We start from the raw sequence: 12103 nt of genomic DNA on the forward strand, positions 1-12103 counted from the left end.
GACATGGCACGGGCGAATGACGAGGCCGCTGCGGCCCTGGAAGAGTACGCCGAACTGTTCGCGCTGAACGGCGGCGACGCCTTCCGGGTGCGCAGCTACCAGAAGGCGGCCAAGTCGATCGCCGGTTACCCCGACGACCTGCGCGAGACGCCGGTGCGGCAGATCCCGGGCGTCGGCGAGGCGATCGCGAAGAAGATGGAGGAGTTCCTCGAACGGGGCAGCTTCCGGCAGCTCGACGACCTGCGGTCGAAGGTGCCCGACGGGGTGCGCAGGCTGACGAAGGTCCCGACCCTCGGGCCGAAGAAGGCGCTGTTCCTGTTCCAGGAGCTCGGCATCGACTCGCCCGCCGCGCTCGAACAGGCGATCAAAGACGGCCGGCTCAAGGGGCTGAAGGGCTTCGGGCCGAAGACCGAGGAGAACATCCTCAAGGGCATCGCCCAGATGGCCGAGACCCGCGTGCATCTGGGCGTCGCGGCCGAGCTGGCCGACCGGGTGATGGCCTCGCTCGACGCCGACCACATGACGTTCGCCGGGTCGTTGCGGCGCATGCGCGACACGGTCGGCGACATCGACATCCTGGCCGTGGGCTCGCCCGAGCTGATGGAGACCTTCGCCGCGCAGCCCTACGTCACCGAGGTGATCGCGCGGGGCGAGAAGAAGACGTCGGTCCGCACCGACCGGGGGCTCCAGGTCGACCTTCGGCTGGTGCCGGAGGAGTCGTGGGGGGCCGCGCTGATCTACTTCACGGGGTCGAAGGAGCACAACGTCCACCTGCGTGAGATGTGTGTGAAGAAGGGGTGGAAGCTGTCCGAGTACGGACTCTTCGACGCCGACGACAACGTGATCGCCGCCGCCACCGAGGAGGACATCTACGCCGCGCTCGGCATGGAGTGGATCCCGCCGACGCTGCGCGAAGACGGCGGCGAGATCCAGGCGGCGCTCAAGCACGAGCTGCCCCGGCTGGTCACCCTCGACGACCTGAAGGGCGACCTGCACACCCACACCGACCTGACCGACGGCATCGCCACCCTCGAAGACATGCTGGCCGCCGCCGCCAAGCGCGGCTACGCCTACTACGCCGTCACCGACCACGCCCCCGACCTGGTCATGCAGCGCATGACGCTGGAGAAGGCACTGGCGCAGCGGGCCCGGCTCGACGAGCTGCAGAAGAGCTATCCGGACATGCGGCTGCTCCACGGCAGCGAGCTCAACATCGGGCCCGACGGGTCGGTCGACTGGCCCGAGGAGATCCTGGCGGGCTTCGACGTCTGCGTCGCCAGCGTGCACTCCCACTTCAACCAGTCACGCGACGAGATGACCCGCCGGTTCATCGCCGCCTGCGAGAACCCGCAGGTCGACATCATCGGCCACCCGACCACCCGCAAGATCGGCAAGCGGCCGGGCGTCGACGCCGACTGGGACGCGGTCTTCCGCGCCGCCGCCCGCACCGGCACCGCGCTGGAGATCGACGCCTACCCCGACCGCGCCGACCTGCCCTCCGACCTGGTCCGCCTGGCCCGCCACCACGGCGTCAAGTTCTCCATCGACAGCGACTCCCACGCCATCCCCCACCTCGACAACCAGAAGTTCGGCGTCGGCATCGCCCAGCGCGGCTGGCTGACCCCCGACGACGTGATCAACACCTGGCCGATCGAGAAACTGCTGCACTTCCTCGGCCGCTGAAAAGCCTTTCATCCGTTACCGCTCCCGCCCGGCCGGCGCCGACCCCCGCCCCCGGCCGGGCGCCGCATCCGGCGCCCCGCACCCGCTCCCGGCGGCCCGCCGCCACGCCTCAGAAGGCCACCCGATCACCGACGGCCAGCTCGCCCGAACGCACGACTTCGGCGTAGACGCCCAGGCAGGGCGACCCGTCGACGCGGTTGTCCCGCAGGAGGGTCCTGACCGCCTCGGCGCTGCGGGGCAGGTCGCCGTGGGCGAGCGTCGGAACCGCGCAGCGCGGGGTCGGCGCGAGCACCCGCAGCACCACCGGCCCGACGGCGAGCTCCCGCCCGGTCCAGTCGTTCTCGGCGTAGGGCGTGGAATCGGGCAGGTCGAGCACCAGGTTGGGCCGGTAACGCACCATGTCAGCGCCGGCCCGGTCGAGCGTGGCGCTGGTCACCAGGTGGATCGCGGCGTAGTCGACGAAGTTGCCGCCCGGCGTGCCCTGGCCGATCCGCAGGTGGACGAAGGGCACGTCGGCGTCGACCCCGGCGTCCATGACCGCTTCGGGGTCGGGGCGGCCGACCGTCGCGCCCTCGGGCCGGGTGGTCACCAACCGGACCTCGCGCCCCAGCGCCCGTGAGACGGCGTCGGCGGCGTGGCCGGCCGGCACGGTGCGGCCGTCGGGACAGCGGATCCGCGGGGTCCCGCCGTCCCATTGGGCGGCGAAACCGAGCAGGTCGCGCCACAGGCGCGGGTGTTTGGCGCTGGCCACCATCCCGGTCGCCACGTCGAGCAGCGCGGCCACCCGGTCGCCTTCGACGCCCTGCTCGGTCACGGCCGCCGCCTCGACGTCCTCGCCGAGCATCGACTTGACCGGGTAGCGCCGCAGCGCCGTCACGGATCCCTGGCTCATGCCGTCGGATGGTACTTGGCGAGGAACGCGCGGATCAGCGCCGCGACCTCGTCTCCGGCGCTCTCCAGCAGGAAGTGGCCGCCGTCGAACAGGTGGACCTCCGCGTGCGGGGTGTCGCGGGCGAAGGCGCGGGCCCCGTCGGGTCCGAAGAAGGGGTCGTGCACGCCCCAGGCCGCCAGCACCGGCACCTGCCGGGTCCGCAGCCACTCGTGCAGCGCCGGGTAGAGCGGCGGGTTGGTGGCGTAGTCGAGGAACAGCCGCAGCTGGATCTCCGCGTTGCCGGGCCGCGAGATGAAGGCGTGGTCGAGGTGCCAGGTGTCGGGGCTGACGACGCTCTCGTCCTCGACGCCGGTGACGTACTGGCCGCGGATCGACTCCAGCGTGAAGGCCGTCCGCAGGGCCGCCTCGTTGGCCGGGCTCTGGTCGCGCTGGTAGTCCCAGACGGCCTGCCAGCCGGAGGGGACGAAGCCCTCGTCGTAGCCGTTGCCGTTCTGGGTGATCACCGCGACGACCGCGCCGGGGTCGCGCAGCGCCAGCCGCCAGCCGATCGGGGCGCCGTAGTCCTGCACGCCGATCGCGTAGCGGGCGACGCCCAACTGGCCGAGCAGCCCGGCGGTGAGGTCGGCCAGCGCGTCGAAGCCGTAGTCGAACTCGGTGACCGGCGGCGCGTCGGAGAGCCCGAACCCGAGGTGGTCGGGCGCGATGACCCGATAGCCCGCCAGCCGCGGGATCAGGTTGCGGAACATGAACGAGCTGGTCGGGAAGCCGTGCAGCAGCACGATCGTCGGCAGGTCGGGTGATCCGGTCTCGCGGTAGAAGAGCCGATGCCCGTCGACCGTGGCGTACCGGTGGTGGACCACAGTATCCATCGTTCTAACCACCTTTCATCTTGATGACGGTTAGATCGTAGGCAGACGAGGTGTAACCTTGTCAACAACCGAATGGAGGTTAGAACGACGTGGTCGACGACGAAGGGCTGCTCCTGGCCCTGCTCAACACCACCCCGACCATCTCGGGCGAGGTGACCGACCTGCTCGCCGACCCCGAGACGGCCCGCGCCTGGCTGACCGAGCACGCGGGTGAGGAGGCGCTCGGCGAAGACCTCGGCCTGCTGCGCTCGACCCGCGACACGCTGCAAGCTCTGATCCACGACCGGGCCGCGCCCGCGGCGCTCGCGCCCGCGCTCGACGGCGTCGGCTACCGGCCGCTCCTCGACGACACGGGCCTCGCCTGGCGGCTCTCGACCCCGCGCGACCACGCGCTGGCCGCCCGCGCCGTGGTGGCGTGGGACGCCCTGCGGCGCACCGCGCCCGGCCGGCTGCGCGCCTGCGAGAACACCGACGAGTGCACGCTGTTCCTCGTCGACCGCTCCAAGAGCAACAGCGCCCGGTGGTGCTCGATGGCCGGGTGCGGCAACCGCATGAAGGCCCGCCGCCACTACGAACGGCGGCGGAACACGCGCGCCGCCGACTGACCGGGAGACCCCCGGAGTGCCGCCCGCGAGAGCGGTAGATCACAATGGGTACAGGCAGCCAGAGATCATGGCATACGGCAAGATGGGGTATTTGTTCGACGCCATCGTGGCGCACCCGGTGATCGTCGAGTAGCGAAGTGTTACCTTTGCGGAAGGTTCGCTGGTTTTCGTGCAGCTCGCGGGGGTTCGCGGGGGGCTGGCCGCCTATGGGGGAAGTACGGGGAGTCGATTCCGCGCTGTCAGAATCGCTCCTTGGAGACGTCTTGGTAACGCCCCGGTAACCGCTCCTGAGGAGGATGGGGGCGGAATCCGGCGGAGAACGACAGGGGGAGGTTGCCCATGGGCCAGCTCACGGCACTCGACGCGCAGTTCCTCAGCACCGAGTCCGAAACGACGGTCACCCACGTCGCCGGCGTCGCCGTCCTTGACGGCAGCGTCACCCGCGACCGGCTGGTCGCGCTGCTGCGCGACCGCGTCCACCTCGCACCGCCGCTGCGGATGCGCCTCGCCGACGTGCCCTTCGGGCTCGACCGGCCCTACTGGACCGAAGACGACGACTTCGACGTCGCCGACCACGTCCACGAGTCGACCCTGCGGCACGAAGACGAACTCGCCGTCCACGTCGCCCGGCTCCACGCCCGCAAGCTCGACCGGAGCCGCCCGCTCTGGGAGATGCACCTGATCCACGGCCTCGGCGAGGGCCGCGTCGCCGTCTACACGAAGGTCCACCACGCCGCCATCGACGGCGTGTCGGGCTCGGAGATCCTCGGCGCGTTCCTCGACCTGACGCCCGAGCAGCGGCAGGTCGAGCCGCCCTCCGCCGACACGCCGCGCGCCAAGGCGCCCAACCCGGCCGAGATGCTCGCCGGGGCGTTCGGCCGCCTGCTGTCCCAGCCCGGCGACGCGGTGCGGTCGCTGACCCGCGCGGTCGCCGACCTCGACGCGATGCCGGTCTCCGGCGGCCTGCCCGGCGCCCACCGGCTGGCCAGCGCCGCCCGCCGCCTGCTCGGCGAGAAGCCGCTGCCGCCGCTGCCCTCGCTGGCCGCGCCGCGCACCCCGTTCAACGGCCCGATCACCCGCATGCGGACCTTCGCCTACGGGTCGATCGCGCTCAGCGACGTCAAGCACGTCGGCCGCTCGTTCGGCATGAGCGTCAACGACGTCGTGATGACGGTCGTGTCGGGCGCGCTGCGGTCGTGGCTGGAGGAGCACGCCGCGCTGCCCGGCCAGCCGCTGGTGGCGGCGGTCCCGGTGGCGGTGCGCACCAACAAGGGCCACGAGACCATCGGCAACCAGATCTCCGCGATGATCACCCCGCTGGCCACCGACGTCGCCGACCCCGAGGAGCGCCTGTCGGCGGTCAGGGGCCTGATGGCCACCGCCAAGCGCCGCTTCGCGGTGTCCCGCACGAACTGGCTCAACGACCTCTGCTCGGTGCTGCCCGCCCCGATCGCCGGCCTCGCGACCCCCCACCTGTTCCGGCTGGCCGGCAAGGTCACGCCCGGGGTGAACCTGATCGTGTCGAACGTGCCCGGCCCGCAGCTGCCGCTCTACCTGTGCGGCGCCCGGCTGCTGGCCTACTACCCGATGTCGGTGCTCACCGACCTGACGGGCGGCCTGTCGATCACGTGCCTCTCCTACGACGGCAGCCTCGACTTCGGCGTCGTCGCGTGCCCGGCCAGAGTGCCGGACGTCTGGCGGATCATGGACCACCTGCGCGAGGCGATGGCCGAGTTGGTGAAACTGGCCGACGCGGTCGACGTGGAGTGACCGCAGGGTGACCTCAGGCCGACTCGCGGACCACCAGGCGGGTCGGCACGGTCACCGACTCGATCTGATCGGCGCCGTCGATCAGGTCGAGCAGGATCCTGACCGTCTCCTCGGCGATCTCGGTCAGCGGCTGCCTGACGGTGGTCAGCGGCGGGTGGGTCGACATGGCGACGTCGGAGTCGTCGAAGCCGCCGACCGCCACGTCGTCGGGCACCCTGCGGCCGGCCGCGCGCAGCGTCGCCAGGGCGCCGGACGCCATCACGTCGGAGGCGCAGAAGACGGCGTCGAGGTCGGGGGAGCGCTCCAGGAGGCGGGCCATCGCGACCTCGCCCGAGCGGCGGGTCCAGTCGCCGTGTTCGATCAGCTTCTTGGCGGCGCGGCGGCCCAGGACGTCGGTGAAGCCTTCGAGGCGCTGGATACCGCCGGGGGTGTCCATCGGGCCGGTGATGATGGCGATCTTGCGGCGGCCCTGGTCGGCCAGGTACTTGGTCATCTGGCGGGCGCCGCCGCGTTCGTCGCAGGCGGCGTAGGGGATGACGTTCTCCATGCCGATCACCGCGCCGCACGACACGGCCGGGATGTGCAGGCCGCCGAGCGCCTCGACCAGCGGGTCTCCGGCGTGGGTCGACTGGAGCAGCACGCCGTCGGCGTGGCCGCCCTTGACGTAGCGCAGCACCCGGTCGCGGTCGCCCGCGTCGCCCGCGATCATCATCACCAGGGACAGGTCGCGCTCCCCCAGGCGGCGGATCGCGGTGCGGATGGTGGTGCTGTAGTTGGGGTCTTCGAAGAGCTTCTCGTTGGGCTCCGAAAGGACCATGACCACCGAACCGGCGCGCTGGGTGACCAGACTGCGCGCGTTGCGGTTCACCACGTAGCCCGTCTCGGCGATGGCCCGCTCGATGGCCAGCCGGGCGGCGGTGCTGACGTAGCGGTCGCCGTTGAGCACCCGGGAGACGGTCCCGCGCGAGACGCCCGCCGCCGCCGCGACGTCGTGGATGGTGGGCCGTTTCACCCCGTCATTCTCCCCTAGCCCTTGACGGCTCCGCTCGACAGGTCGGTGCGCCAGTAGCGCTGCATCGTGAGGAACAGGGCGATCAGCGGGATGATCGACAACAACGCGCCGGTGATGATCAGGTTGTAGAGCGAGGGCTGGTTGGCCCCGGCCGCCAGCAGCGTGTAGAGGCCGACGGTCAGCGGGAACTTGCCGTCGTCGCCGAGCATGATGAACGGCAGCAGGAAGTTGTTCCAGATGGCGACGAACTGGAACAGGAAGATCGTCACCATGCCGGGCACCATCAGCGGCAGGCCGACCGTCCGGAGCAGCCGCCACTCGCCGCCGCCGTCGATGCGGCCCGCTTCGAGCAGGGAGTCGGGCACGGCCGCGCCGGCGTAGATGCGGGCGAGGTAGATGCCGTACGGATGCAGGATCTGCGGCAGCAGCACGGCCCAGTAGGTGTCGGCGAGCCCGACCTTGGCGAACAGCAGATATTGCGGCACGGCCAGCACCACCGACGGCACCAGCACCCCGCCGATCAGCACGTTGAAGATCAGGTTCCGGCCCCGGAACCGGTACTTGGCCAGCGCGAACCCGGCCACGGCCGACACGGCGGTCGACAGCAGCGCCCCGCCGCCCGCGTAGAACGCGGTGTTGGCCATCCACCTCCAGAAGACCCCGTCCCTGTACGCGCTCAGCTCCCCCAGGTTGCCCAGCAGCCCCGACCCGGGGGCGAAGGTGCCGAGGGTGAACAGCTCGGCGGGCGACTTGGACGCCGCCACCAGCACCCAGCTCACCGGCAGCAGGCAGTAGAGCGCCCCGAGCAGCAGCACCCCGGTGGGCACGAGCCGGGTCATCGGACCTCCCCGAACGCGCGTCCGCGCACCACACGCAGGAACCCGAACGACACCACGAGCGAGACCGCCGCGATGACCAGCGACGTCGCCGCCGCCGAGTAGAGGTCGCCGGTCACGAAGGCGTCCCGGTAGACCTTCATGAGCGGCGACCAGGTCGAGCTGATCGTGTTGCTGAACGGCCGGAGCGTGGTCGGCTCGGTGAAGACCTGGACGGTGGCGATCAGCGAGAACACCGTGGTCAGCACGATCGCCGGCACCAGCAGCGGGATCTTGACCCGCAGCGCGATGGCGAGCTCGGATGCCCCGTCGATGCGGGCCGCCTCGTAGTAGCTGCGCGGGATGGCCTTCAGGTTCGTGTAGAGCACGAGCATGTTGAAGCCGGTCCCGCCCCAGACGGCGACGTTGGCCATCGAGTAGGTGACGGCCGTCGCGCCCAGGAAGTCGACCCCGCCGATCGGGGTGAGGCTCGGCAGGTAGAGGAAGCCCCACAGGAGCGAGGCGACCACCCCGGGCACGGCGTACGGCAGGAAGATCGCGATCCGGCTGAACCGGGCCAGCCGGGCGTGCGCCGAGTCGAGCAGCAGCGCGAACAGCAGCGCCAGCCCGAGCATCACGACCAGCACGAGCGCGCCGTAGCCGACCACCCGCAACCAGCCCGCCCACAGTTCGCCGTCGGCGACGGCGGCCGTCAGGTTGTCGGCCCCCGCCCAGACCTCCTGCCGTGAGCCCTTCCCGAGCCCGAGCCCGGAGACCTTCGTCCGGCGCAGGCTGAGGTAGACGGTGTAGCCGATGGGCAGCGCGAAGAACAGCAGGAACAGCACGATCGCGGGCGTCAGGAAGAGCAGGGGCGCGAAGCCCCGGCCGCCACTGGGCCGCGCCGCCGCACGTCGACGACGACCCCTGCCCGCGACTCTGCGAAGGTGATCGCCGCGCCCGGCCGCCGCGCTCCCGGAAGCTCCTGGCGCGACGTCGCCGCTGTCGTGGATGGACATCTAGCCCGCCAGGGTGAAGCCGGACTTCCGCATGTCCGCCACCGTCGCGTCCTGCATGGTCTTGACGGCGGTGGCGAACGGCGCCTTGTCCTTGAGCGCCTTGTCGAAGCCGTCCTTGTAGGCGTTGTAGGTCACGCCCACGTTGGGGCCGAAGGTGAAGCCGCGGGCGGTGGTGCCGATGGTCGCGGCCTGCTGCCAGAAGTCGGGCTGGCTCTCGGCGAAGTAGGCCGGGGGGTCGCCCAGCGACGTCTGGCCCTTGGCGGCCGCCGGGTAGATGAACGCCTCCTTGACCAGCAGGTCGAGGGCGGCCTGGTCGGTGTTGAGCCAGGTCGCGAACTTCAGCGCGGCGGCGCGGTTCTTCGACCCGGCGGAGATCGCGGTGGACGAACCGCCCCAGAAGCCGCTGACGTTCTCCCCCGCCGTCCACTGCGGCAGCGGGGCCACGGCCCACTTGCCCTTGCCGTCGGGGGCGTTGCTCTCCAGGACGCCGGGGCCCCAGACCGCCGACGGCCAGCTGAGCTGGGTGCCGTCGTTGAGGGCCTTGTTCCACTCGGGGGTGAAGTAGGGCTGGTCGTCGATGACGCCCTCGGCGACCAGGCCGCCCCAGAACTCGGCGACCTTGGTCGTCGCGGCGTCGTCGATGCCGACCTTCCAGGCGTCGCCGGAGATCGACCACCACTGCGCGCCCGCCTGCTGGGCGAGGCCCGCGAACCAGCCGGGGTCCTTGCTGGAGAAGCTGCCCAGGTAGACCTTCGGGTCGGCCTCGTGGACGGTGCGGGCGGCCTCGGCGTAGTCGGCCCAGGTCTTCGGGACCTCGACGCCGTACTTCTCGAAGAGGTCCTTGCGGTAGTAGAGCATCATCGGGCCGCTGTCCTGCGGGATGGCGTACACGCCGTCGGTGCCGAGCGTGACCAGGCCCCACAGGCCCTCGGCGTATTCGCCCTTGAGCGCGGCGGCGTCGGCGGCCAGGTCGGCGACCGCGTCGGCGGCGACGAACGAGGGCAGGTGCTGGTATTCGGCCTGGACCAGGTCGGGCGCGTTGCCGGCCTTGGCGGCGGTGAGGAACTTGGCGGCCGCGTCGTCGCCGCCGGCCTGTTTGCTGACGGTGACCGTGATGTCGGGGTTGGCGGCGTTCCAGACTTGGGCGATCTTGTCCATGTTCGGGGCCCAGGTCCAGTACGTCAGCGTGACCGGGCCGGCGGGGGCGGCCGCTTCGGGTTCCGGGGCGGGGGTACCGCCGCCGCCGCTGCACCCGGCGGCGAGGGTGACGGCGAGCAGAGCGGCGAGGGCCAGTCGGGTCGTAGGCATCCGAACCTCCGGGAGTCTCTGTGAACGTTCACAGAGTGAAATCTGAGGGTTCTGCTGTCAATGCCCCGTTACATGCTCGTTAACTGGACGGCTCTCCCGTCGTGAATTACTGTGCACGTTCACAGAACCAACAGTGGGGGGCCCGTGGCAGGCATCGCGTTCGGCGGCGACTACAACCCGGAACAGTGGCCGCGCGAGGTGCAGGAGGAGGACGTCCGGCTGATGCGGGAGGCCGGGGTGACCATGGTCAGCCTGGGCATCTTCGCCTGGGCGCTGCTCGAACCGGCCGAGGGCCGCTACGAGTTCGGCTGGCTCGACGAGATCGTCGAGCGCCTCCACGCCAACGGCATCACGATCGGCATGGGCACCCCGACCGCCGCCCCGCCCCCCTGGTTCACCCGCCGCCACCCCGACTCGCTCCCGGTGACCCGGGAGGGCCGCCGCGTCGGCGCCGGCGCCCGCGAGCACGCCTGCTCCAGCCACCCCGCCTTCCGCCGCGCCACCACCGAACTGGTCTCCCGGCTGGCCGAACGCTACGGCGACCACCCGGCGGTGGTGATGTGGCACGTCCACAACGAATACGGCGCTCCCCTCGGCGAGTGCTACTGCGACGCGAGCGTGGCCGCCTGGCGCGAATGGCTCCAGGTCCGGTACGCCACCCTCGACGCCCTCAACGACGCCTGGGGCACCACGTTCTGGGGCCAGCGTTACGGCGACTGGGCCGAGATCGACGCCCCCCGCTGGAGCCACACCGTCGTCAACCCGGCCCAGCGCCTCGACTACGCCCGCTTCGCCAACGACGAGCACCGGGGCCACTTCCTGCTCCAGAAGGAGCTGCTGGCCGGGAAGCCGGTGACCACCAACTTCGCCGGGACGGTCAACTGCAAGTCCATGAACCTGTGGACGTGGGCCGCCGACGTCGACGTCGTCGCCAACGACCACTACCTCGACGCCGAACGCCCCGACAACCACATCCACCTGGCCATGTCGGCCGACCTCAGCCGCTCGCTGGCCGGCGGCGGCCCGTGGATGCTGATGGAGCACTCCACCGGCGCGGTCAGCTGGCAGCGGCGCGGCATCGCCAAACGCCCCGGCGAGATGCGCCGCAACAGCCTGGCCCACGTGGCCCGCGGCTCCGACTCGGTGTTGTTTTTCCAGTGGCGGGCCTCCCGGTTCGGGGCCGAGAAGTTCCACTCGGCGATGGTGCCCCACGCGGGCACCGACTCGGCGATCTGGCGCGACGTGGTGCGCCTCGGCGCGGAGGTCGGCCGGCTGGCCGAGGTGGCGGGCGCCCGGGTGACGGCCGAGGTCGCGATCGTGTGGGACTGGGAGTCCTACTGGGCGCTGGAGCTGGAGTGGCGGCCGTCGTCCGAGCTGCGGTTCCTGGAGCGGGTGGAGGCGTACTACGAGGCGTTGTGGCGCGAGCACGTGACCGTCGACTTCGTGCACCCCTCGGCCGACCTCTCGCGCTACCGGCTGGTGGTGGCGCCCAGCTCCTACCTGCTGACCGAGGGCGCGGCCAAGAACCTCCAGCGGTACGTCGAGGACGGCGGCACGCTCCTGGTGTCGTACTTCTCGGGCATCGTCGACGAGCACGACGCCGTGCACCCCGGCGCCTATCCGGGGGTGCTGCGCGAGGTGCTCGGGCTGAGCGTGGAGGAGTTCCACCCCCTCCGCGAGGACGAGACCGCCGCCCTCACCCCGCTGAACTTTTCACCCGGCTCGTCGGGTGCCGAGAGCGCCGGCCGGAGCTGGTCGGAGCGGGTGCGGCCGGCCGGGGCGCGGGTCGTGCGGAGCTTCGTCACCGGGCCCGACGCCGGGCACCCGGCGGTGACCAGGCACCGCCTCGGCGCCGGAATCGCCTGGTACGTCGCCACCGCCCCCGGCGACCTGCGGGAGCTGCTGGCCGGGATCGCCGGTGACGCCGGGGTCGCCCGGCCGTCCGGGCTGCCCGACACGCTGGAGATGGTCCATCGTGGCCCCTACGTCTTCCTCATCAACCACGCCGGGGACTCCGTGCACGTCCCGGACGTCGCCGGTGAGGAGCTGATCTCGGGCGCCCCCTTCATCGGGGAGGTGCCCGCCGGTGGGGTGTGCGTCGTGCGCACCCCCTGACACCCACCGGAGGACCCA

General features: G+C 71.3%; 10 protein-coding genes. 4 read left to right on the top strand and 6 right to left on the bottom strand.

What is annotated here, in order from left to right; translation table 11 throughout:
* Positions 1–3 precede the first annotated feature (3 nt).
* A complete protein-coding gene (gene polX / locus AW274_RS02730; RefSeq protein ID WP_062428989.1) occupies positions 4–1683 on the top strand; it encodes a DNA polymerase/3'-5' exonuclease PolX in 1680 nt (559 codons plus the stop codon).
* A 109-nt stretch (positions 1684–1792) separates the two neighbouring features.
* Here polX and AW274_RS02735 read toward each other — a convergent pair whose 3' ends face one another.
* Together AW274_RS02735 and AW274_RS02740 are read right to left on the bottom strand one after the other, a co-directional pair.
* The gene (locus AW274_RS02735) at positions 1793–2575 is read right to left on the bottom strand and encodes an MOSC domain-containing protein (RefSeq protein ID WP_062428991.1); all 783 of its coding nucleotides are present in this window, start codon (positions 2573–2575) and stop codon (positions 1793–1795) included.
* Complete coding sequence (locus AW274_RS02740; protein ID WP_062428993.1) at positions 2572–3444, bottom strand: alpha/beta fold hydrolase; 873 nt, start codon at positions 3442–3444, stop codon at positions 2572–2574. Before AW274_RS02740 ends, AW274_RS02735 begins: the two co-directional genes overlap by 4 nt.
* Positions 3445–3533: 89 nt before the next feature.
* Here AW274_RS02740 and AW274_RS02745 point away from each other — a divergent pair, with 89 nt between their 5' ends.
* Both AW274_RS02745 and AW274_RS02750 read left to right on the top strand, forming a co-directional pair.
* Positions 3534–4049 carry a CGNR zinc finger domain-containing protein gene (locus AW274_RS02745; protein ID WP_062428995.1) on the top strand — a complete coding sequence of 172 codons (516 nt, stop codon included), beginning with the start codon at positions 3534–3536 and terminating at the stop codon, positions 4047–4049.
* Between the two features lie 339 nt (positions 4050–4388).
* Entirely contained in the window at positions 4389–5819 is a 1431-nt protein-coding gene (locus AW274_RS02750) for a WS/DGAT/MGAT family O-acyltransferase (protein ID WP_062428997.1), read from the top strand.
* Between the two features lie 13 nt (positions 5820–5832).
* Here the strand turns inward: AW274_RS02750 and AW274_RS02755 are convergent, their stop codons facing one another.
* The 4 genes from AW274_RS02755 to AW274_RS02770 are packed head-to-tail and all read right to left on the bottom strand — an operon-like array spanning position 5833 to position 9970.
* Positions 5833–6831, bottom strand: coding sequence for a LacI family DNA-binding transcriptional regulator (locus AW274_RS02755; protein WP_198168991.1), 999 nt, complete (start codon positions 6829–6831; stop codon positions 5833–5835).
* 14 nt (positions 6832–6845) lie between these two features.
* Positions 6846–7670 carry a carbohydrate ABC transporter permease gene (locus AW274_RS02760; protein ID WP_062428999.1) on the bottom strand — a complete coding sequence of 275 codons (825 nt, stop codon included), beginning with the start codon at positions 7668–7670 and terminating at the stop codon, positions 6846–6848.
* Positions 7667–8662 (bottom strand): carbohydrate ABC transporter permease, encoded by a 996-nt coding sequence (locus AW274_RS02765; protein WP_083973790.1) that lies wholly within the window; start codon positions 8660–8662, stop codon positions 7667–7669. Before AW274_RS02765 ends, AW274_RS02760 begins: the two co-directional genes overlap by 4 nt.
* The gene (locus AW274_RS02770) at positions 8663–9970 is read right to left on the bottom strand and encodes an ABC transporter substrate-binding protein (protein WP_062429000.1); all 1308 of its coding nucleotides are present in this window, start codon (positions 9968–9970) and stop codon (positions 8663–8665) included.
* A 144-nt stretch (positions 9971–10114) separates the two neighbouring features.
* Between AW274_RS02770 and AW274_RS02775 the strand changes: the two genes are divergently transcribed.
* On the top strand, positions 10115–12085 hold the full coding sequence (locus AW274_RS02775) for a beta-galactosidase (protein ID WP_062429002.1): 1971 nt from the start codon (positions 10115–10117) through the stop codon (positions 12083–12085).
* Positions 12086–12103: the final 18 nt, after the last annotated feature.

The sequence above is a fragment of the Herbidospora daliensis genome (genome assembly GCF_001570585.1).
Lineage (GTDB): Bacteria > Actinomycetota > Actinomycetes > Streptosporangiales > Streptosporangiaceae > Herbidospora > Herbidospora daliensis.